A 20,632-nucleotide genomic window follows, 5' to 3' on the forward strand; every position below is an offset into this window, starting at 1 on the left:
CTCGGCTGGGACGCCGCCGGCGGGCTGGCCGCGCTGCGCGGGCTGCTTGCCCGGCCGATGGCCTCCTACTATCTGCTGCTCTCCAGCGGCGGCCTGCTGTTGCTGATCGGCCTGACCATGGTCTTCTCGGCGACCAGCGTGCGGGACTACGCCAAGGGCGGTGACGCCTCCGCCTCGCTGGTCAAGCAGGCGATCTTCGCGGTGATCGGCATCGTGGCGTTCTGGGCCTGCCAGCGGCTGCCCGCCCGCAGCTTCCGGGCGCTGAGCCGGCCGGCGCTCGGCGTGGCGGTGGTGCTGCTGCTGATCCTCAACCTGCTGGTCGCGCTGGAGGCGCTGTTCCGGGTGAAGTCGGTGGGCCCGCTCGAGGCCAACCTGCTCTGGCTCTATCTCGGCCCGATCTCGGTGCAGCCCGCCGAGCTGGCCAAGTTCGCGCTGGCGCTGTGGGGCGCGCACGTGCTGGCTCGCAAGGGCGCCGCGCTGGGCTGGTGGAAGGAACTGGCCACCCCGCTCTTCCCGGTGGTCGGCCTGCTCTTCGTGCTGGTCGGCTACAACGACCTGGGCAGCATGCTCTGCCTGCTGGCCCTGGTGGTCGGCCTGCTCTGGGCGGCCGGCGTCCGGCTCCAGGTCTTCGCCGGGCTCTCCGTGTTGGGCCTGCTCGGCATCGGTCTGCTGGTCGCCGCGGCCTCCCTCGGCGCCGGATCCGGGGCGCGTGGCGAGGAGAACTACCGGCTGGCCCGACTCACGGTGTTCTTCAACCCGCCGGACCCGGCCAAGTGTTTCGAGGACTGGTGCTACCAGACCATGCAGGCCCGCAACGCCATCGACCACGGCGGCTGGTTCGGCGTCGGGCTGGGCAAGAGCAGCTTCAAGTGGGACTGGCTGCCCGAGGCGCACAACGACTTCATCTTCGCGATCATCGCCGAGGAGTTGGGCGTGGTCGGCTGCACGGTGGTGCTGGTGCTCTTCGCCGTGCTGGCGTACACGGGGCTGCGGATCGCCCGGCGGGTGGAGGACCCGTTCCGCCGGCTCGCCGCCGCCGGCGTCACCGCCTGGCTGGTCGGCCAGGCGGTGATCAACATCGGCGGGGTCACCGGGCTGCTGCCGCTGACCGGCGTCCCGCTGCCGTTCATCTCCGACGGCGGCAGTGCCCTGGTGGTGACCCTGGCCGCGGTCGGCATGCTCGCCTCCTTCGCCCGGGCCGAGCCGGACGCGGCCCGGGCCCTGCATGCCCGTCCGCCGGCCCGATGGGTCCGACTAGTCTGGGCCCCGTTGCCGCCGCTTCCCGGCCGGCGCCGCCGACCGGCGTCGCCATCGGCGGACCGTGGTGCCGTACCCCGGTCCCGGACGCGGCGGGAGGACGACCAGGCCGCAGCCCGCGGCGCCCGGCCGAGCCGGACGCGTGGGGGCACGGCGAGCGAGAGGAGACGCTGATGGGTCCGCTGCGTTCGGTGGTGCTCTGCGGAGGGGGCACGGGAGGACACATCTACCCGTTGCTCGCGTTTGCCGACTGCCTGCGCCGGCACGACCCCGGTGTCCGGATCACCTGCCTGGGCACCCCGAAGGGCCTGGAGAACGAGCTGATCCCTCCGGCCGGCTACGACCTGCGCCAGATCCCCGCCTACCAGCTGCCCCGCTCGGTCAACATGAGCCTGGTCCGCACCCCGGACCGGATGTGGAAGGCGGCCCGCGCGGCGGGCAAGGTGATTGACGAGGTGCGGGCCGACGTCGTGGTCGGCTTCGGAGGGTACGTCTCGGTGCCCGGCTACCTGGCCGCGTGGCGGCGGGAACTGCCCATCGTCATCCACGAGGTGAACGTGCCGCCGGGCGTGGCCAACCGGCTCGGGATGAAGTTCACCAAGCACGTCGCGGCGGGCTTCCCGCACCAGCCGTCCCAGGCGGAGTCGCTGCGTGACGCCCGGGTGGTCGGGGTGCCGCTGCGCCGGGGCATCGCCGGCCTGGACCGCGCCGCCATGCGCAATGCCGCCCGCGCCCACTTCGGACTCCGTCCCGACCTGCCGGTGCTCTTCGTCGCCGGCGGCTCGCAGGGCGCCCGCTCGATCAACCTGGCGGTCTCCGGGGCGGCCAAGGAGCTGGCCCGCCACGGGGTGCAGGTGCTGCACGTGATCGGCGCCCGCAACGAGCCGGTCTCCGTCCCCACCGACCTGCCGGTGCCGTACGTGACCCTGCCCTACCTGTCCGAGATGGAGCTGGGCTACGCCGCCGCCGACCTGATGCTGGCCCGGGGTGGCGCGATGACCTGCGCCGAGGTGGCCGCGATCGGGCTGCCCACCATCTACGTGCCGTACCCGCACAGCAACCAGGAGCAGAAGCGCAACGCGCTGCCCGTGGTGGAGGCCGGCGGCGGGCTGCTCGTCGACGACGCCGAGCTGACCCCGGACTGGCTGGAGCGGACGGTGATCCCGCTGGTCCGGGACCCGCAGCGGCTCGCCGCGATGGGCGCCGCGGCGGCCGCGTACGGTCGGCGTGACGGCGACGTCGCCCTGCTGAACTTCGTCTACGAGGCGGTGGCCCGATGAGGCCGGCCACCGCGACGGGAAGGTACCGCCCATGAACACCGTGCAGTTCACCCCCGCCGGCACGACGACGGCGGAGGACCTGGGCCGGATCCACCTGATCGGGGTGGGTGGGGTCGGCATGAGCGGCCTGGCCCGGCTCTTCCTCACCCGGGGCCTGCCGGTCTCCGGCAGCGAGCTGCGGGAGTGGCCCTCCCTGGCCGGCCTGCGGGCGCTCGGCGGCACCATCCACATGAGCCACGAGGCGTCCAACCTCGACGGCGTGGACACCGTGGTCTACTCCTCGGCCATCCCGCAGGACCACCTGGAGATGGTCGAGGCGCGCCGGCGCGGGCTGCGGGTGCTGCACCGGTCCGAGGCCCTCGCCGCGGCGATGACCGGCCGGCGGACGGTGGCGGTCGCCGGCACCCACGGCAAGACCACCACCACCTCGATGGTCACCATGGTGCTCCAGCAGGCCGGCACCGACCCCTCCTTCGTGATCGGCGGGGAGATCTCCGAGGTCGGCTCGGGCGCGCACCACGGCACCGGCGAGCACTTCGTCGTCGAGGCCGATGAGAGCGACCGCTCGTTCCTCATCTACCGCCCGTACGTGTCGATCATCACGAACATCGAGGCGGACCACCTCAACACCTATGGCGATCTGGCCACCCTGGAGGCGGCGTTCGTCGAGTTCGCCCGGCTCACCGACCCCGACGGGTTCATCGTCACCTGCGCCGACGACCCGGGCGGCCGGCGGCTGGCCGCGACGCTGCGGGCCGAGGGGCGCCGGGTCTGGACGTACGGCGAGTCGCCCGACGCCGACCTGCGGCTGAGCGGGATGGCCTCCTCCTCCCAGGGGGTGCGTTATCTGGCCGAGATCGACGGCCGGTCGCTGGGCGAGATCCGGCTGCCGGTGCCGGGGCGGCACATGGGGCTCAACAGCGCCTCCGCGGTGCTCGCCGCCTACCTGCTGGACCTGCCGATCGAGGCGGCCGAGGCGGCGCTGGGCGCGTTCCCCGGGGTGCGGCGGCGCTTCGAGCGCAAGGGCGTCGCCGACGGCGTGCTGGTCTACGACGAGTACGCCTACCACCCGACGTCGATGACGCTGGCCCTGCAGACGCTGCGTGAGGTGGCCGGCGAGGGCCGGTTGATCGCGGTCTTCCAGCCGTACCGGCTCTACCGCACCCGGGACCTGCAGGCGGAGATGGCCGCCGCCCTCGGCATCGCCGACGAGCTGGTGCTGCTGGAGGTCTTCGGCCCGGGCGAGCTGCGCCAGCCGGGTGAGGGCTCGGTCGCGCTGATCGAGGCGGTGCCGCTGCCGGCCGACCGGAAGGTCTTCGTCGAGGCGTGGGACGACGTGCCGGCCGAGGTGGCCCGCCGGGCCCGCCCGGGCGACGTCGTGGTGACCATGGGCGCGCCACCGATCTCGCTGATGGGCGACCAGCTGCTCGACGCGCTGCTGGCCCGTGCCGGGGTGGCGGGTGGCGGGGCGACGGTCGGCACCGGCGTCGACGCGGGCGGCGCGGCGGCCACGGCCGGATGAGCCCCGGCCCGGCCCGCGGCCGGACTCCCGGCCAGGACGGCGGGGCCGGCCGGCGCAACCCGGTGCGGCGATGGCAGCTGGTCCGGGCCGGCACCGATGCCGTCCCGCCCTCCACCCGGCGCTTCATGGCACGGGCCCGGCAGCGGCGGATGCGGGCGGCCCTGCCCTGGGCGGTCACGGTCGCCGTGCTCGCCACCGCCGGGCTGGTCGCCTGGACCGTGCTCGGCACCGGCCTGTTCGGCGTCCGGGAGGTACGGGTGGTCGGCGCCGCGCTGGTAACCCCGGTCGAGGTGCGCGACGCGGCCGCCGTCCCGGACGACGCGCCGCTGGCCCGGGTGGACCTCGCGGCGACCGCTGCGCGGGTCGGCACCCTCGCCCCGGTGGAACGGGCCACGGTGGAGCGGGACTGGCCGAACACCCTGGTGATCCGGGTGGTGGAGCGGACCCCGGTGGCGGCGGTCCCGCAGGGGGACGGGTACGCGGTGGTCGACCGTGCCGGCGTGGTCTTCCGGACCGTGCCCCGGCTCCCCGACGGGCTTCCGGTGATCAAGGTCGGCCGGCCGGCCCCGGACGACCCGGGCACTCGGGCGGGGCTGGAGGTGCTCGCCGCGCTCAGCCCGCAGTTGCGCGCCGAACTGGTCGCCGTGGACGTGGCCGGGCTGGCCCGGATCACGCTGCAGCTGCACGAGGACCGGAAGGTGGTCTGGGGGGATGCCACCCGGGGGGCGGAAAAGTCCAAGGTGGCCACCGCCCTGCTCAGTCGGAAGGCCGACACGATCGACGTCAGCGCCCCGGACGTGGTCACCTTCCAGTGATCCACCGGTCGGGAGAGTGAGTGGGCCCGCTCCGGGCTGCGACACGCCGGAAAGGTCCTTGGCTGATCGCGCGGCGGCGCATACGTTGCCCCGAAGAGATCAGTGGTTGACATTGCTCTAAGCCTCTAGTAGAGGGTGAGGGTTTCGATCGTCGGCCTCGCTGGGGAACTGCTCGGCCGCTGGTCCGGCCAAGCCGTGTGGGGTCGGCCCATGCCAATCTCGAAGGGAAAGGACCGGAGATGACACCTCCGCACAACTACCTGGCGGTCATCAAGGTCGTCGGCATCGGGGGCGGCGGCGTCAACGCCGTCAACCGGATGATCGAGGTTGGGCTCAAGGGCGTCGAGTTCATCGCGATCAACACCGACGCGCAGGCGCTGCTGATGAGCGACGCCGACGTCAAGCTCGACGTCGGCCGCGAGCTGACCCGGGGGCTGGGCGCCGGGGCGAATCCGGACGTCGGCAAGAACGCCGCCGAGGATCACCGCGACGAGATCGAGGAGGTGCTCAAGGGCGCCGACATGGTCTTCGTGACCTGCGGCGAGGGTGGCGGCACCGGCACCGGCGGCGCACCGGTGGTGGCGAACATCGCCCGCAAGCTCGGTGCGCTCACCATCGGCGTGGTCACCCGGCCGTTCTCGTTCGAGGGCAAGCGCCGCCAGGTGCAGGCCGAGTCGGGCATCGAGGAGCTGCGCAACCAGTGCGACACGCTCATCGTCATCCCAAACGACCGGCTGCTCGCGCTCGGCGACCGCAACATCTCCATGATGGACGCCTTCCGCACCGCCGACCAGGTGCTCCTCTCCGGTGTCCAGGGCATCACCGACCTGATCACCACGCCGGGTCTGATCAACCTGGACTTCGCCGACGTCAAGAGCGTGATGAGCGGCGCGGGCAGCGCGCTGATGGGCATCGGCAGCGCCCGGGGCGAGAACCGTGCCGTGGAGGCGGCCGAGGCGGCCATCTCCAGCCCGCTGCTGGAGCAGAGCATGGACGGCGCCCGTGGCGTGCTGCTCTCCATCGCCGGCGGCTCCGACCTGGGTCTGTTCGAGATCAACGACGCCGCGCAGCTGGTCACCGACGCGGCCCACCCAGATGCCAACATCATCTTCGGCGCGGTCATCGACGACGCGCTCGGCGACGAGGTCCGGGTGACCGTGATCGCCGCGGGCTTCGACGGCGGCACGCCCGCGTACAAGGCGGCCGAGCAGCCCCGCAAGTCCAACCAGAACCAGCCGGCCCAGCCGAGCGCCTCGGTCACGCCGCCGGCCACCATGCCGGCCCCGCAGCAGTCGCCGCGTCGGGTGCTCTTCGACGACGTCGACGTGCCCGACTTCCTTAAGAACGGGTCCTGAGCCGCGCCGATGACCGACACACCTGCCACGGTGCGACCCGACCGTCGCGCCGAGCTCGCGGCCGGCCTCTCCCGGGTACGCACGCGCATCGCCGACGCCTGCGCCGCCGCCGGCCGGGACCGGGGTGAGGTCACCCTGGTCGCCGTGACCAAGACGTATCCGGCCGGCGATGTGGTGGCGTTGGCCGGGCTCGGCGTGACGGACGTGGGGGAGAACCGCGACCAGGAGGCGGCTCCGAAGGCCGCCGAGGTGGCGGCGGCCGGGGCGACGCCTCGCTGGCACTTCATCGGCCAGCTGCAGCGCAACAAGTGCCGGTCGGTGGTCCGGTACGCCGATGTCGTCCAGTCGGTCGACAGCGCGCGGCTGGCCGCCGCCCTCGGCACCGCAGCGGCGGCCGGCCGGGACCGCCCGCTGGAGGTGCTGGTGCAGGTGAGCATCGACGGCGACCCGGTCCGGGGCGGAGCGCTGCCCGACTCGGCGGATCCGGACCGGGGGCTCGGCCCGGTGGCCGAGGCGGTGGCCGGGGCCGGGGCGCTGCGGCTGGGCGGGCTGATGGCGGTGGCTCCGCTGGGTTGGGAGCCGGAACGCGCGTTCGCCCGGCTGGCCGTGGTGGCGCAGTGGTTCCGTGACCGGCACCCGGAGGCGACCGCGCTCTCGGCCGGGATGAGCGGCGACCTGGAAACCGCGATCAGGTACGGCGCGACACATGTCCGCGTCGGCAGCGCGTTGCTCGGAATGCGCCCCACGCTGGGGTAGCCTGACCGCGAGAGAAGCAAATTACATCAGTGTGGTTAGGAACGGCGTTCCCGCAGCCGGGGGCCGTGGCGGGCGGACCGCGAACCGCTCGCCGGGGGATTGCCGATCCGGTCCGGTGGGCACTTGGGTGTCCACTTGTGATCAAGCGACACGGCACGGGGGCGCGTGCCGCACGGCGGACGGAAGGGCGCGGGGATGGGTGCACTGCGCAAGGCGGGGGTCTGGCTCGGGCTCGTCGAGGAGGACGACGAGCGGGCGTACGACGACGGTGGCTACGACAAGGGTGGCTACCGGGAGTCGCGCTACCGGTCCAGCCGGTACTCGGAGGAGTTCGCCGACGACGAGGACGAGGAGTCCGAGGAGCCGCCGGCGACCCGTACCCGGGTCAGCGACCGCGGCCGGCTGTCCGAGCGTGCCGCGAGCCGCGCCGTGGACAACGACCGGGCCGAGCTCGAGCGCCCGGAGCGGGCCGAGCGGTCCAGCGTCCGGTCGATCACCCGCTCCGGAGCGGGGGAGACCTCCGGCGCCCTGACCTACCACACCCGGGACAACCTCGCCCTCGCGCCGCAGGTGCAGTCCCGGGAGCGGGCGGTGGTGGCCGAGGAGGAGCAGCGCTACCAGATCACCACCCTGCACCCGACCACCTACCGCGAGGCGCGCACCATCGGTGAGCACTTCCGGGACGGCGTGCCCGTGATCATCAACCTCACCGAGATGGACGAGGCGGACGCCCGTCGGCTGGTGGACTTCGCCGCCGGGCTCGCGTTCGGTCTGCGCGGTACGATCGAGCGCGTGACCAACCGGGTGTTCCTGCTCTCACCGGCCAACGTCCAGGTCACCGCGGAGGACAAGGCCAAGATCGCTGAGGGCGGCTTTTTCAGCCTGAGCTAGGCCCGCTCGACCGAGGGACGTCGCCTACCGTGTTGTCGATCCTGTTCCAGGTGCTCTACCTGCTTGCCTACCTGTTCCTACTTGTGCTTTTAGCCCGATTCGTCCTCAGCGCCGTTCTGGCCTACGGTCGCCGCTGGCAACCGGGCCGGGGAGCGTCCGCAGGACTTGAATTGGTGTGGAGCGTCACTGATCCGCCCCTGCGCGCGTTGAGGCGAGTGATCCCACCACTGCGAATTGGTACCGTGAGCATCGACCTGGCCTCGCTTGTGCTCCTGGTTATCCTGTTCGTGCTGATGGAGTTCGTGTTTAGGCGCCTGTTCCTGGCATTTGCCTGATCAGCGCGCTTTCGCGGCCGCAACTGACCCGAGGAGTTTCGATGCCGCTGACCCCGGCCGACGTCCACAACGTCGCCTTCAAAAAGCCGCCGATCGGTAAGCGGGGGTATGACGAGGAGGAGGTCGACGCCTTCCTGGACGAGGTCGAGCGCGAGCTCGCCCGTCTGATCGAGGAGAACAACGAGCTGCGTGCCCAGGTGGAGCGCGGCGGTCGGGGTGGCGCTCCCGCCGGCCCCGGCGGCGACCCCCGGCTCGCGGCGGAGCTCAACGACGTCAAGGCCCAGCTGGACCGGGTGCAGCGCGACAAGGCGGCCGCCGAGCAGGCGGCCCGGGCGATGCAGGCCGAGCTGGAGCAGGTCCGCGGCCAGGGTGGTCCGGCCACCGCCGCCGACGGCGAGCAGCAGGCGCTGCGGGTGCTGATGATGGCCCAGCGCACCGCCGACGACCACGTCTCGGACGCCCGCCGCGAGGCCGACCAGCTGCTCTCCGAGGCCCGCTCCAAGGCCGAGGAGGTCACCCGCGAGGCCCGTGCCAAGGCCGACGCGCTCGAGCGGGACGCCCGCCAGCGGCACCAGGAGGCCATGGGCGGCCTGGACGCCAAGCGCACCGCGCTGCAGAAGCACATCGAGGAGCTCAAGCAGTTCGAGCGCGAGTACCGCACCCGCCTCAAGGCCTACCTGGAGAGCCAGCTGCGCGATCTCGACGGCCGCGGTCAGGGCCTCGATGCGGAGATCAACCGCACCGAGGGCAACCGCGCCGCCGGGAGCGGCAACGGCCTCGCCTCGGCAAGCCTCGCCGGCTCCTACGGTGGCAGCCGCGCGGGCTCGCTCGAGTCCGGCCGCTGATCCCGCCATCGGCGGTCGTCCCGTGGATGGCCGCCGACCGCGCAGACCGACACGACGCGGCGGGGGTGAGCTGTGACAGCCGCCAGCATCCTGCTCATCCTCGTCGCGGTCGTGCTCCTGGTGGCCGGGCTGGCCGACGGGTCCAGCCCGCTGCTGGTCACGTCCATCGCGGCCAGCATGCTGGCCGCCGTCGCTCTCGTCGCGCGTGCCCGCCGGGTGGTCGCCGACCAGGCCACGGGGGGCCGGACCGCCGGCCCCCGCGGCCGCACCCGGACCGGGCCGACCGGAGCCGCGTACGGGCCTCGGCTCGGTGAGCCGGGGATCCCCACTCAACACATCCCGCCGACGGTCGGCACCGGTGGACCCGGGTGGCGGCAACCATCCGAGTCCCCGGTGACCGACCCGGCCGAGCGGTACGCCGCCAATCCCTACTCCCCGCCCGGCCCGCGGGCCCGCTCCCGGGACGCCGCTCCGGCACCCACCTCACCGGCCGCCGAGGGCCCCTTCGACGCCGACCCGCCCGCGCAGCACGTGTCGCCGGCCGACGTCGCCCGGCTGGCCCGGCTCGACGACGCGGTCCGCGTGGTCGACGGTCGCGCCCGGTTCCACCTGCCCGGCTGCCCCCACCTGGTGGGCCGGGACGACGAGGCGTTGACCGTCGCCGAGGCGGTCGGGAGCGGCTTCACCCCGTGTGCCCGCTGCGCCCCGGCCACCGTCCTGCTCACCGACGCCCAGTCCGGTTGATCATGGCTGCCGTGGACGACACGCTCACCGTCGCCGTACGGGTGAAGCCCGGTGCCTCCCGGGCCCGGGTCGGCGGACGGTTCGACGGCCCGCACGGGCCGGCGCTGGTCATCGCCGTGACCGCCCCCGCCGTGGACGGACGCGCCACCGAGGCGGCCCGGCGGGCCCTCGCCGACGCCCTCGGCGTCCGGCCGGCGGTGGTCTCCCTACGCACCGGCGCGGCCAGCCGGGACAAGCTCTTCCTGGTCGAGCGCCCGAGCCCCGGGCTGCCCGACGTGCTGCGTCGGTTGCGGGACGGATCGGCCGAGTGAGGACCGCCCGGGCCGGCCGCGGATGACCCCCGGGCTGAATCTCGCGCTGCTGCTCGGCGCGGCCGTCCTGCTGGTCGCGGTGGGCGCGGTGCGCTTCTCCACCCGGCTCGGCGTGCCGAGTCTGCTGGTCTACCTCGCGCTGGGGGTGGCGATCGGCGAGGCCGGGCTGGGCATCCATTTCCACGACGTCGAGCTGACCCGGGTGCTCGGGTTCTGCGCCCTGATCGTGATCATCGCCGAGGGCGGGCTGAGCGCGCGCTGGAGCACGCTGCGTCCCGTGCTCGGGATGGCCGCCGCGCTCTCCACGATCGGCGTGCTGGTCAGCATCCTGGTGGTCGGGGTCGTGGTGCATCTCCTGCTCGGCCTGGACTGGCGGATGGCGCTGCTCTACGGCGCGGTGCTCTCCTCCACCGACGCGGCGGCCGTCTTCGCCACCCTGCGTCGGCTGCGCCTGCCGCCCCGGCTGGTGGCCACCCTGGAGGCCGAGTCGGGCATGAACGACGCCCCGGTGGTCATCCTGGTGCTGCTGCTGTCCCGGGACGTCGCGGCCGCCCACCCCTGGTGGTACGAGGTCCTCCTGGTCGGCTACGAGCTGAGTGTCGGCGCCGCCGTCGGGGTGGCCGCCGGGATCGCCGGCCGATACGCGTTGCGCCGGGCCGCGCTTCCCTCCGCCGGTCTCTACCCGATCGCGGTGGTCGGCTTCACGGTGCTGGCGTACGCGGTCGGCTCGGAGCTGCACGCCTCGGGCTTCCTCGCCGTCTACGTCGCGGGCGTGCTGCTCGGCAACGCCCGGCTGCCGCACCGGCAGGCCATCCTCGGTTTCGCCGACGGGCTGGCCTGGCTGGCCCAGATCGGCCTGTTCGTCCTGTTGGGCCTGCTGGTCTCCCCGGGCCGGCTGGGCGAGGCGGTGCTGCCGGCCGTGGTCACCGGGCTGGCCCTGGTGCTCTTCGCCCGCCCGCTGTCGGTGGCGGTCTCCGCGCTGCCGTTCCGGTTCCACCCGCGCGAGCAGCTCTTCCTCTCCTGGGCCGGGCTGCGGGGCGCGGTGCCCATCGTGCTGGCGACCATCCCGCTCTCCGCCCGGGTGCCCGGGGCGGACCGGCTCTTCGACGCCGTCTTCGTGCTGGTGGTGATCTTCACGCTGCTCCAGGCCGGGACGCTGGCGCCGACGGCCCGGCGGCTCGGGGTGACCGCGCCGGCCGAGGCCGCCGAGATCCGGGTCGAGACGGCACCGCTGGAACGGATGCGGGCCGATCTGCTCCAGGTGGAGGTGCCGCCGGAGTCCCGGTTGGGCGGGGTGCACGTGGACGAGCTGCGGTTGCCGGTGGGCGCCTCGGTGACCCTGGTGCTGCGCGACGGGGCGGGCTTCGTACCCGGTCCGGACACCCGGCTCAAGGTCGGGGACAGCCTGCTCATCGTCGCCACCGCCGAGGTCCGCGACGAGGTGGAGCGGCGGCTGCGCGCGGTGAGCCGCCGGGGTCGGTTGGCCCGTTGGTTTGGCGAGTACGGCGAGGACCGGGACGGTTGATCTGCTAGCGTTCCTTTTGCCCCAATTGGTGGCTGTCCGGGGCTGAATCGCGGTACGACGGTGCGGCACGTTGTCGGACGCCTGTACGTTCCGTATTCTTGCCACCCTCCGGCGTGCGCGGCGTTTGTCGCCGTGCACCCGTTCCGTAGGTGGGGAACGCCGACCCCGGTGGACCCTGCCCAGGCACCGCCGACCGCCGCGACACGCGGCCGAGGGAGCTGACGATGGCGAAGCAAGCGGACACCAGGACCGCCGGCCGCAAGCCGGTCGCGAAGGCCACCCGCAGCGCGGCGGAGACCGAGAAGATCCGGGCGGCGCTGGCGGCCCGGCGGGACGAGCTGAGCGCCGAGTACGATCAGACGCTGAGCGAGATCACCGAGCTGCAGCGCGATCGGCTGACCGACTCGGCCGGGGACGACCAGGCCGACACCGGCACCAAGACGTTCGAGCGCGAGCAGGAGATCTCCCTCGCCAACAGCATCAAGGAACGGATCACGCAGGTCGAGCGGGCCCTCGAGCGCCTCGACGAGGGCGGGTACGGTTGGTGCGAGCGCTGTGGGAACCCGATCCCGGTCGAGCGGCTCGCCGCCTTCCCGTCGGCCACCCTCTGCGTGACCTGCAAACAGCTGGAGGAGCGGCGCTGAGGCGTGCTCCCCGGCGGCTTGACCGGAGGCGGTGAGGGTCACCGTCGCGAGCGTCGATGGGGAGCAGATGACCGCAGCACCGCCCGCCGGGTCCGGCACCGCTGAGTCGGGCCGTGGCACGCCCCGACGCCGGGCGGTCGGGGTTCTCCTCGGCGTCGCCCTGGCCTCGCTCGTCGCCGACCTGATCACCAAGCAGCTCGCGCTCACGTCGCTCACCGGCCGGGGTCCGGTCTCGCTGCTCGGCGGCACCGTCTATCTGACCCTGACCCGCAACAGCGGCGCGGCGTGGAGCATCGGCTCGGGCTACACCTGGGCCTTCCCGTTGATCACCTTCGGCGTGATCGCCTGGATCGGCTGGATGGCGCTGCGGCTGCGCTCGCTGCCGTGGGCCATCTCGCTCGGGCTGGTGCTCGGCGGGGCGCTGGGCAACCTCACCGACCGGATCTTCCGGGCACCCGGGCACTTCGTCGGGCACGTGGTCGACATGGTCAGCCTCTTCGACCCGTACGGGCAGGTCTGGCCGATCTTCAACCTGGCCGACAGCTCCCTGGTGTGCGGGGTGATCCTGGCGGTGCTGCTCGAGCTGACCGGCCGCCAGCGCAACGGCGGCCGGGCCGGCGCGGAGCCGGCGGAGGGTGCCGAGTTGAGCGAGGCGGCCAGCGGCGGCGAGCAGCGGGGAAGGGCGTGACCTCCGCCTTCGCCGTCGGCGGCGACCACCGGTCCCTGCCGGTCCCGGACGGCCTCGACGGGATGCGGCTCGACCAGGCCGTCGCCCGGCTCTTCGGGCTCTCCCGGACCGCCGCGGCGGCGCTGGTCGACGCCGGGGACGCGCTGGTCGACGGCGTGGTCCGGCCCAATTCGCACAAGGTCAAGGCCGGCTCCTGGCTCGAGGTGACGCTGCCCGCGCCGGCCGCCCCGCCGACCGTGGTCCCGCAGGCCGTGCCGGGGCTGACCGTGGTCCACGCCGACGACGACATCGTGGTGGTGGACAAGCCCGTCGGGGTGGCCGCCCACCCCAGCCCCGGCTGGACCGGCCCGACGGTGATCGGCGGGCTGGCCGGGATCGGCCACCGGATCTCCACCAGCGGCGCCGCCGAGCGACAGGGCGTGGTGCACCGGCTCGACGTCGGCACCACCGGAATCATGGTGGTGGCCAAGAGCGAGCAGGCGTACACCGCGCTGAAGCGGGCCTTCAAGTACCGCGAGGTGGAGAAGCGCTACCACGCCGTGGTGCAGGGCCACCCGGACCCGCTGCGCGGCACCATCGACGCGCCGATCGACCGGCACCCGCACCACGACTACCGCTGGGCGGTGGTCTCCGGCGGCAAGCCGAGCGTCACCCACTACGACACCATGGAGGCGTTCCCGGCGGCCAGCCTGCTCGACGTCAGGCTGGAGACCGGGCGTACCCACCAGATCCGGGTGCACTTCTCCTCGCTGCGGCACCCCTGCGTGGGCGACCTCACCTACGGCGCGGACCCGACGCTCTCGGCCCGGCTCGGGCTGGCCCGGCAGTGGCTGCACGCCCGGTCGTTGAGCTTCCTGCACCCCCGTACGGGTGAGGAGGTCACCTTCGTCAGCGAGTACCCGGACGACCTGGCCCGGGCGCTGGAGCTCCTCCGCGACTGACCCGCGCCCGCCGCCCGACCGCCCGCCCGACAGGGGAAGCACGTGACCGCCGACGTACCGCCGCGCCCGTCCCGGCGCGGGCCGTCGCGTTCCGGGCTGCTCAGCTGGATCGCGCTGGCCTGCGCGCTGGCGGTGCTGGCCGCCGGGTTCTGGGACCGCCGGCGGGAGCCGGTGGGGGACCGCACGGTCGGCGAGGTCACCCGGGTCGGCGTGGCGGACGGCGACGTCATCCCGGACTACCAGCGGGCGGCCGCCGCCGAGCTGGCCGCCCTGCCCGCACCGGCCACCCCGGGCCCGGGCGACTACGCCCTGGTCTCGTTCGCGGCGTACCTGACGCCGGCGCGGCTGGCCGGCACGCTCGGCGACACCCCGGTCTCCGCGGTGGTCGCCCGGGTACCGCTGCCCGGCCGGCAGACCGAGATCGTCCGGATCGCCGCGATGCGCCTGCCCGACGACGTGGTCGCCGGGATGGCCGAGGTGGCCGCCCGCAAGGACCGGGAGGCCGCCGACTACCGGGCCCGCGCCGCCACCCCGGCGGCCGCCGCCGACGCCGAGCTCCGCCGGGTGTACGACACGGGCGCCTCGGTCTCGGCCCGGGAGGCGGCCGAGTACCGGTCGGGCTGCGCCTGCGTGTACGCCGCCGTGGTCCGGGACACCCCGGAAGCGCTGCGGGCGCTGGCCGCCCGGCCGGGCGTACGGGTGGTCGACGCCGCGCCGGAGGTGCGGCGACTGGACCGCACGGTGTTCACCCCGCCGCTGCCCGAGCAGCGGGACGTCGTCCGGCCGCCCGCCGATACCGGACTGGCCGACCCGGCCGCCTCCGAGGCGGGCGATTCGTCGGAAGCCGCACCGACGGTGAGTGGATCCTCACCCAGCGGTCCGGCGGCGGCGGGCGGGGAACCGCCGAATCCCGCTGCCACCTCCTGAGACGTGGCCGCCGCCGGACCGCCGCCGGACCGGCGGTGACGAGAGGTGCCGGGGGGAGGTGCGAAGCAGGGTGTGGTCCGCATAGGGTTTCGCTCGTAGCCTGTCGGGCGGAGATCGACAGGTCTGGGGAGGGGCGGAGCCGTGGACCGCAGCGAGACCGGCTGGAGTCGGCAGGCCGAGCCGGCGCCTCGGTGGCGGGCGCTGCTCGACCGGGCCCGGCTCGGCGGCCGCGGCGCGGAGCAGACCGAGGCGGATCGCCGCGTCGAGGAGCCCCTGCCGCCCGCCGAGCCGTTGCCCCGGCGTGCCGCCGGCACCGGCTGGACCGGCCGGGCGCAGCCCGTCGAGCACCCCGCCGAGCTGTCGTACGGCGCCGAGCCGCCCTACCGGGTCGAGGCGACCTACCGGGTGGAGCCGGCCTACCGGGCCGACCCGGGGTACGGCGCCGAGCCCGGGTACGGCGCCGAACCGGCGTACCAGGGGGAGCCGGCGTACCGCACCGGGCCGGACAACCGGGCCGAGCCGTCCTGGCGAGCCGAGCCGGCGTACCGGACCGACCCGGAGCCGAGCCGGCCGGAGCCGACGGCGCGCGGCCGGGGCACCGCCTCCGTCGACTCCCGGTACGCGTTGCTCGACAACGGCTACCAGCCCGACCCGCCCGAGGAGTCCCGGTACGCGCTGCTGGATCGGGGCCGCTACCGCCCGGAGCCCCCGCCGCCCCCGGAGCCGGTCCCGTCCGCCCCGACCTACCCGCCGCCGACCTACCAGGCACCGGCTGCGGAGGGCTACGCCGGCCGGGTCGAGTCGGCCCGGGTCGGGTGGCGCGCCCCGGCGCCGGAGAGCGAGCTGGACCGGTCCACCTCGGTGCTCCGCCGCGAGCTGGGCCGCCCACGGGTGCTCGCCTTCGCCAACCCGAAGGGCGGGGTGCACAAGACCACCGCGACCGTGCTCGCCGCGGCGACCGTGGGCAGCGTGCGCGGGCGCGGGGTGCTCGCCTGGGACGACAACGAACTGCGCGGCACCCTCGGGCTGCGGGCCGGCAGCGCCCGGCACGCCCGCACCATCCGGCACCTGGTCCACGACCTCGCGCAGATCGAGATCCTGGAGGGCGCCGCCCTGCTGGAGCGGCTCGACGACTATCTGCGGCACGCCTCCGACGGCTCGTACGACGTGCTGGCCGGCGAGGAGAGCCCCCGGTTCGCCCAGCGGCTGGACCAGTTCACCGTCAAGCGGGTGCTGGAGCTGCTGGGGCGTACCCACGAGGTGGTCTGCGTGGACACCGGCAACAACGTGGAGAGCCCGAACTGGCGGACCGTCATGCAGGCCGCCGACCAGCTCGTGGTGACCACCGTGCCGCGCGAGGACGCCGCGTTCAGCGCGGACTGGATGCTCGACCTGCTGCACGAGGTGGGGATGGGCGAGCTGGCCGACAACGCGGTCACCCTGATCTCCTGCCCGACGCCGGGGCGTAGCTCGCTGCAGAGCGACCTGGAGCGGCACTTCGCCACGCGGACCCGGGCGGTCGCGGTGGTGCCCTACGACCCGGCACTGGAAACCGGCTCCTCGATCGAGTACCACCAGCTGCAGGCGGAGACCCGGCAGGCCTGGCTCAAGGCCGCCGCGGTGATCCTGGAGCCGTTCACCCGCTGACCACCGCCCCGCCTCGGCCCGCCGCCTGAGAGGATCACCGGGTGAGTCCGGACACCCCTGACCCCGAGCGGGCCGCCGATCATTCCCGCGAGCCCGGTGCCGCCGACCGCCCGTCCGGCGGCCCGCAGGCCTTCCACCGTTCCATGCCGGCCCCCGACCGTCCGACCCACGGCGGCTCACCCGTCCAGGGGGATCTCCCCGAGTGGCCGGCCGGCCTGCCGGTGCCCGCCGGCACCCCGGTCAACGCGCCCGGCGCGGACCCGCTCGCCGGGCACCCGGACGTCGCCGGGGCGATGCCCGGTGTGGCACCCACGACAGGGCGGGCCGCCGGCCTGGGTCGGGGGGTCGGAATCACCCTCGGCGCCGCGTTCCTGCTGACCGGGTTGGGTGCGCCGCTGGGGCTGCTCTGGGCGGCCGTGGCGCCGGGCACCCCGGTGCGGAAGACCGCCGAGGGCGCCATCTACGCCAGCCCGCAGCCGGAGCAGCCGATCGCCGCCGACGGCTGGTTCAGCCTGCTCGGGCTCGGCTTCGGGGTGCTCGCCGCGATCGCGCTGTGGTTCCTGCTGCGTCGCCGGCGCGGTCCGGTGGGCCTGTTCGCCGGGGCCCTGGGCGGCCTCGGCGCGGCGGTGGTGGCCTGGCAGCTGGGCCGCCGCGTCGGACTGGCCACCTACCACCGACTGCTGGCCACCGCGCCGGACGGGGCGGCCTTCACCAAACCGGCCGACCTGCGGGCCGGCGGGGTGGAGCGGCTCCTCGGCGTGCTGCCCGTGCTGCCGTACGGCAACCTGCTGCTGCCCGCGTTCGGCGCGGCCGTGACCTACACCCTGCTGGCCGGCTGGTCGCGGTGGCCGTCGCTGCGCCCGGAGCCCGACGCCGGCTGGCCGCCGGCCGGCCCGGAGCTCAGTTCGGCGCCGGGGGACCCGCCAGCTCGCTGAGCGGGACCGGGACCGCCCGGACCTGGCGCAGCAGCGCCGTCTCCCGGTTGAGCAGTCGCAGCTCGGCCCGCAGCCGGGCGGCGGTGTCGTCGATCGCGAGCAGCCGCTGCCGGTCGGCGACGGTCAGGGCGGCGGTTGCGGCGACCAGGTGCGACAGCACGACGGGATCCTCCGGCAACTGCTCGGAGATCTCCTCGGGGCCCGGCCTGATCAGGCCGAGGTACTGCCGGAAGACCGAGATCACCCGGGCGGCGAGCAGGCCGGCGACCTCGTCGGTGCCGGCCGGCTCGGGCAGCCACTCCACCTCGGCGGTCAGGTACGGCGCGGCGCCCTCGTGGACCCCGGCGATGCGGAACCGCCGGCGGCCCACGGTGACGATGTCGAAGCCGCCGTCGGCCAGCTCGGTGACCTGCCGGAGCTCGGCGGTGCAGCCCACCTCGTGCAGGGCGACGTCGCCGCCGGGCGCGGCCGGGCCCGTGCCGAGGGCGACCTCCCAGCCGGCCCGGATCGCCACCACCCCGAACTCCCGGGGTGCGCCCTCCGGCAGCCCGACCAGGTGGCGCACCAGCGCCCGGTAGCGCTCCTCGAAGATGTGCAGTGGGAGGACCAGCCCGGGGAAGAGGACCGTCCCGAGCGGAAACACCGGCAGCCGTGCGGTCACGCGTCCGAGCGTAGTCCGACCCGACCCGATCGGCGTGTCCCGGCTCACCGTCCCGCCGTGCGGGCGGTGCGGGTCGGCTCCGGGTCGGCCCGCCTAGACTCGCAGGGGTGTTGACTCGGATCGACCTGCGCGGCGGGAAGCGCGACCCGCGCCACCTGCTGCCCCGTGCCCAGCTCGACGTCTCGGTGGCCGTCGAGAGGATCCGTCCGCTGGTGGAGGCGGTCCGGGAGCATGGGTACCCGGCGATCCGGGAGGCGAGCGAACGGTTCGACGGCATCTCCCCGCAGTGCCTGCGGGTGCCGGTGGAGGCGATCCGGGAAGCCGAGGGACATCTCGACCCACAGGTCCGCGCCGCGCTGCTGGAGTCGATCACCCGGGCCCGCAAGGTCCACGCCGACCAGCGCCGGGCCGATCACACCACCCAGGTGGTGCCGGGCGGCACGGTGACCGAGCGCTGGGTGCCGGTCGACCGGGTCGGCCTCTACGTCCCCGGTGGCCTGGCCATGTACCCGTCGACCGTGGTGATGAACGTGGTCCCCGCGCAGGCGGCCGGGGTCCGCTCGCTGGTGGTGGTGAGCCCGCCGCAGAAGGACAACGGCGGCCTGCCCGACCGGCGCGTCCTCGCGGCCTGCGCGCTGCTCGGCGTCGACGAGGTCTACGCGGTCGGCGGCGCACAGGCGGTGGCCATGCTGGCGTACGGGGCGGCCGTCGACCCGTACGGCGCCGAGCGCTGCACGCCGGTCGACCTGGTCACCGGCCCGGGGAACATCTGGGTCACCGCCGCCAAGCGGCTGCTGCGCGGGGTGGTCGGCATCGACGCCGAGGCCGGCCCCACCGAGATCGCCATCCTCGCCGACGACACGGCCGACCCGGCGCACGTGGCCGCCGACCTGATCAGCCAGGCCGAGCACGACCCCCTGGCGGCCAGCGTGCTGGTCACCCCGTCGGTGGCGCTCGCCGACGCGGTCGACGCGGAGCTGGCCCGGCAGGTGCCGGCGGCCAAGCACGCCGAGCGGATCGCCACCGCCCTCGGTGGCGAGCAGAGTGGCGTCGTCCTCGTCGACGATCTCGAGGCGGGGCTGCGGGTGGTCGACGCGTACGCGGCCGAGCACCTGGAGATCCAGACCGAGCACGCCCGCGACTGGGCGCTGCGGGTCCGCAACGCCGGGGCGATCTTCGTCGGCGCGTGGTCGCCGGTGTCGCTCGGCGACTACTGCGCCGGCTCCAACCACGTGCTGCCCACCGGCGGCTGCGCCCGGCACTCCTCGGGGCTCTCCGTGCAGTCCTTCCTGCGCGGCATCCACCTGGTGGAATACAGCCAGGACGCGCTGCGCGAGGTGGCCCCGCACGTGGTCACCCTGGCCACCGTCGAGGACCTGCCGGCCCACGGCCAGGCGGTCAGCGTGCGTTTTCCGGGGGAGACGTCGTGACCACGCTGGACGACCTGCCGATCCGGGACGACCTGCGCGGGCTCACGCCGTACGGGGCGCCGCAGCTCGACGTGTCGGTCCGGCTGAACACCAACGAGAACTCCTACCCGGTGCCCGAGCCGGTCGTCGACGCGATCGCCAAGGCCCTCGCGGCCGAGCTGCGCGACCTCAACCGCTACCCGGACCGGGACGCGGTGGCGCTGCGCGCCGACCTGGCGGCGTACCTGGGCCATGGGCTCACCGTCGACCAGGTGTGGGCGGCCAACGGCTCCAACGAGATCCAGCAGCAGCTGCTCCAGGCGTTCGGAGGCCCCGGGCGCACCGCGCTCGGCTTCACCCCGGCGTACTCGATGCACCCGCTGCTGGCGCTCGGCACCGGTACCGGCTGGGTCCCGGCCCGGCGCGGTGTCGACTTCGGGCTGACCGCCGGCGAGGCGGTGGCCCAGGTTCGCGAGCACCGGCCCGACGTGGTCTTCCTCTGCTCGCCGAACAACCCGACCGGCACCGCGCTCGACCCGGCGGTGGTCGCCGCCGTGCTGGACGCGGCGCCCGGCATGGTGGTCGTGGACGAGGCGTACGCCGAGTTCGCTCGGCCCGGCACGGTCAGCGCGCTCGCCGCGCTGCCCGACCATCCCCGGCTGGTGGTGACCCGGACGATGAGCAAGGCGTTCGGGTTCGCCGGCGGCCGGCTCGGCTACCTGGCCGCCGACCCGGCCGTGGTGCAGGCGGTGCAGCTCGTGCGGCTGCCCTACCACCTCTCCGCGCTCACCCAGGCCGCCGCCCGCGCGGCCCTGGCGCACCGCGACGCCCTGCTCGGCACGGTCGCCGCGATCATGCAGCAGCGGGACCGGATCGTGGCGGAGCTGCGCGCGCGGGGGTGCCGGGTCGCCGACAGCGACGCCAACTTTGTTCTCTTCGAGGTCGGCGGCGACCAGGCCGCCGCCTGGCGCACCCTGCTCGACGCCGGCGTGCTGGTCCGCGACGTCGGACTGCCCGGCTGGCTGCGGGTCACCGCCGGCACCCCCGCCGAGACCGACGCCTTCCTCGCCGCCATGGAGAAGGTCCGTGAGCGCGAGGAGTGAGCCGCTCTCGCGAGCCCCGCAGTCGCGAACGAAAGGTTGCA

The 20,632-nt window shown here is 74.4% G+C and carries 21 protein-coding genes; 20 read left to right on the top strand and 1 reads right to left on the bottom strand.

Going from position 1 to position 20,632, the window contains the following annotated elements; translation table 11 throughout:
• Window positions 1-57 precede the first annotated feature (57 nt).
• The 18 genes from ACNAVT_RS11515 (at window position 58) to ACNAVT_RS11600 (ending at window position 17,418) form a co-directional block, all read left to right on the top strand.
• A complete protein-coding gene (locus ACNAVT_RS11515; RefSeq protein WP_416295639.1) occupies window positions 58-1,431 on the top strand; it encodes an FtsW/RodA/SpoVE family cell cycle protein in 1,374 nt (457 codons plus the stop codon).
• Complete coding sequence (murG, locus tag ACNAVT_RS11520; protein ID WP_416295417.1) at window positions 1,431-2,537, top strand: undecaprenyldiphospho-muramoylpentapeptide beta-N-acetylglucosaminyltransferase; 1,107 nt, start codon at window positions 1,431-1,433, stop codon at window positions 2,535-2,537. The genes ACNAVT_RS11515 and murG overlap by 1 nt, the downstream gene beginning before the upstream one ends.
• A gap of 31 nt (window positions 2,538-2,568) precedes the next feature.
• The gene (gene murC, locus ACNAVT_RS11525; RefSeq protein ID WP_416295419.1) at window positions 2,569-4,059 is read left to right on the top strand and encodes a UDP-N-acetylmuramate--L-alanine ligase; all 1,491 of its coding nucleotides are present in this window, start codon (window positions 2,569-2,571) and stop codon (window positions 4,057-4,059) included.
• Window positions 4,056-4,874 (top strand): cell division protein FtsQ/DivIB, encoded by an 819-nt coding sequence (locus ACNAVT_RS11530; protein ID WP_416295421.1) that lies wholly within the window; start codon window positions 4,056-4,058, stop codon window positions 4,872-4,874. The genes murC and ACNAVT_RS11530 overlap by 4 nt, the downstream gene beginning before the upstream one ends.
• Before the next feature lie 239 nt (window positions 4,875-5,113).
• Window positions 5,114-6,229 (top strand): cell division protein FtsZ, encoded by a 1,116-nt coding sequence (ftsZ, locus tag ACNAVT_RS11535; RefSeq protein WP_416295422.1) that lies wholly within the window; start codon window positions 5,114-5,116, stop codon window positions 6,227-6,229.
• 9 nt (window positions 6,230-6,238) lie between these two features.
• Window positions 6,239-6,985 carry a YggS family pyridoxal phosphate-dependent enzyme gene (locus ACNAVT_RS11540; RefSeq protein WP_416295423.1) on the top strand — a complete coding sequence of 249 codons (747 nt, stop codon included), beginning with the start codon at window positions 6,239-6,241 and terminating at the stop codon, window positions 6,983-6,985.
• 195 nt (window positions 6,986-7,180) lie between these two features.
• Window positions 7,181-7,876 carry a cell division protein SepF gene (locus tag ACNAVT_RS11545; protein WP_416295425.1) on the top strand — a complete coding sequence of 232 codons (696 nt, stop codon included), beginning with the start codon at window positions 7,181-7,183 and terminating at the stop codon, window positions 7,874-7,876.
• A gap of 29 nt (window positions 7,877-7,905) precedes the next feature.
• Window positions 7,906-8,211 carry a YggT family protein gene (locus tag ACNAVT_RS11550; protein ID WP_416295427.1) on the top strand — a complete coding sequence of 102 codons (306 nt, stop codon included), beginning with the start codon at window positions 7,906-7,908 and terminating at the stop codon, window positions 8,209-8,211.
• A gap of 41 nt (window positions 8,212-8,252) precedes the next feature.
• Complete coding sequence (locus tag ACNAVT_RS11555) at window positions 8,253-9,056, top strand: DivIVA domain-containing protein (protein ID WP_416295428.1); 804 nt, start codon at window positions 8,253-8,255, stop codon at window positions 9,054-9,056.
• A 72-nt stretch (window positions 9,057-9,128) separates the two neighbouring features.
• Complete coding sequence (locus ACNAVT_RS11560) at window positions 9,129-9,800, top strand: hypothetical protein (RefSeq protein ID WP_416295429.1); 672 nt, start codon at window positions 9,129-9,131, stop codon at window positions 9,798-9,800.
• Between the two features lie 2 nt (window positions 9,801-9,802).
• Window positions 9,803-10,111, top strand: a complete 309-nt coding sequence (locus ACNAVT_RS11565; protein ID WP_416295431.1) for a DUF167 domain-containing protein — start codon at window positions 9,803-9,805, stop codon at window positions 10,109-10,111.
• Between the two features lie 22 nt (window positions 10,112-10,133).
• Complete coding sequence (locus ACNAVT_RS11570; RefSeq protein ID WP_416295433.1) at window positions 10,134-11,636, top strand: potassium/proton antiporter; 1,503 nt, start codon at window positions 10,134-10,136, stop codon at window positions 11,634-11,636.
• Window positions 11,637-11,860: 224 nt separating this feature from the next.
• Entirely contained in the window at window positions 11,861-12,280 is a 420-nt protein-coding gene (locus tag ACNAVT_RS11575; protein ID WP_416295435.1) for a TraR/DksA family transcriptional regulator, read from the top strand.
• A gap of 67 nt (window positions 12,281-12,347) precedes the next feature.
• Window positions 12,348-12,968, top strand: a complete 621-nt coding sequence (lspA, locus tag ACNAVT_RS11580; RefSeq protein WP_416295436.1) for a signal peptidase II — start codon at window positions 12,348-12,350, stop codon at window positions 12,966-12,968.
• A complete protein-coding gene (locus ACNAVT_RS11585) occupies window positions 12,965-13,909 on the top strand; it encodes an RluA family pseudouridine synthase (RefSeq protein WP_416295437.1) in 945 nt (314 codons plus the stop codon). The genes lspA and ACNAVT_RS11585 overlap by 4 nt, the downstream gene beginning before the upstream one ends.
• A 42-nt stretch (window positions 13,910-13,951) precedes the next feature.
• Window positions 13,952-14,836: a hypothetical protein gene (locus ACNAVT_RS11590; protein ID WP_416295439.1), complete on the top strand. Its 885-nt coding sequence runs from the start codon at window positions 13,952-13,954 to the stop codon at window positions 14,834-14,836.
• Between the two features lie 141 nt (window positions 14,837-14,977).
• A complete protein-coding gene (locus ACNAVT_RS11595) occupies window positions 14,978-16,483 on the top strand; it encodes a MinD/ParA family ATP-binding protein (protein ID WP_416295440.1) in 1,506 nt (501 codons plus the stop codon).
• A gap of 41 nt (window positions 16,484-16,524) precedes the next feature.
• Window positions 16,525-17,418 carry a DUF2567 domain-containing protein gene (locus tag ACNAVT_RS11600; protein ID WP_416295442.1) on the top strand — a complete coding sequence of 298 codons (894 nt, stop codon included), beginning with the start codon at window positions 16,525-16,527 and terminating at the stop codon, window positions 17,416-17,418.
• Here the strand turns inward: ACNAVT_RS11600 and ACNAVT_RS11605 are convergent.
• Entirely contained in the window at window positions 17,384-18,079 is a 696-nt protein-coding gene (locus ACNAVT_RS11605; protein ID WP_416295444.1) for an LON peptidase substrate-binding domain-containing protein, read from the bottom strand. The two genes, ACNAVT_RS11600 and ACNAVT_RS11605, sit on opposite strands and share 35 nt — an antisense overlap.
• 107 nt (window positions 18,080-18,186) lie before the next feature.
• Here ACNAVT_RS11605 and hisD point away from each other — a divergent pair, with 107 nt between their 5' ends.
• Both hisD and ACNAVT_RS11615 read left to right on the top strand, forming a co-directional pair.
• Window positions 18,187-19,509: a histidinol dehydrogenase gene (gene hisD / locus ACNAVT_RS11610; protein WP_416295445.1), complete on the top strand. Its 1,323-nt coding sequence runs from the start codon at window positions 18,187-18,189 to the stop codon at window positions 19,507-19,509.
• Entirely contained in the window at window positions 19,506-20,591 is a 1,086-nt protein-coding gene (locus ACNAVT_RS11615) for a histidinol-phosphate transaminase (protein WP_416295447.1), read from the top strand. Before hisD ends, ACNAVT_RS11615 begins: the two co-directional genes overlap by 4 nt.
• Window positions 20,592-20,632 lie beyond the last annotated feature (41 nt).

This window comes from Micromonospora sp. SL4-19, from assembly GCF_047921475.1.
Taxonomy (GTDB): domain Bacteria; phylum Actinomycetota; class Actinomycetes; order Mycobacteriales; family Micromonosporaceae; genus Micromonospora.

Coding starts and splice junctions, on each gene's coding strand:
- lspA (WP_416295436.1), top strand. CDS start 12,348: ATGACCGCAGCACCGCCCGCCGGGTCCGGCACCGCTGAGTCGGGCCGT.
- ACNAVT_RS11530 (WP_416295421.1), top strand. CDS start 4,056: ATGAGCCCCGGCCCGGCCCGCGGCCGGACTCCCGGCCAGGACGGCGGG.
- murG (WP_416295417.1), top strand. CDS start 1,431: ATGGGTCCGCTGCGTTCGGTGGTGCTCTGCGGAGGGGGCACGGGAGGA.
- ftsZ (WP_416295422.1), top strand. CDS start 5,114: ATGACACCTCCGCACAACTACCTGGCGGTCATCAAGGTCGTCGGCATC.
- ACNAVT_RS11575 (WP_416295435.1), top strand. CDS start 11,861: ATGGCGAAGCAAGCGGACACCAGGACCGCCGGCCGCAAGCCGGTCGCG.
- ACNAVT_RS11570 (WP_416295433.1), top strand. CDS start 10,134: ATGACCCCCGGGCTGAATCTCGCGCTGCTGCTCGGCGCGGCCGTCCTG.
- ACNAVT_RS11545 (WP_416295425.1), top strand. CDS start 7,181: ATGGGTGCACTGCGCAAGGCGGGGGTCTGGCTCGGGCTCGTCGAGGAG.
- murC (WP_416295419.1), top strand. CDS start 2,569: ATGAACACCGTGCAGTTCACCCCCGCCGGCACGACGACGGCGGAGGAC.
- ACNAVT_RS11555 (WP_416295428.1), top strand. CDS start 8,253: ATGCCGCTGACCCCGGCCGACGTCCACAACGTCGCCTTCAAAAAGCCG.
- ACNAVT_RS11565 (WP_416295431.1), top strand. CDS start 9,803: ATGGCTGCCGTGGACGACACGCTCACCGTCGCCGTACGGGTGAAGCCC.
- ACNAVT_RS11540 (WP_416295423.1), top strand. CDS start 6,239: ATGACCGACACACCTGCCACGGTGCGACCCGACCGTCGCGCCGAGCTC.
- ACNAVT_RS11515 (WP_416295639.1), top strand. CDS start 58: ATGGCCTCCTACTATCTGCTGCTCTCCAGCGGCGGCCTGCTGTTGCTG.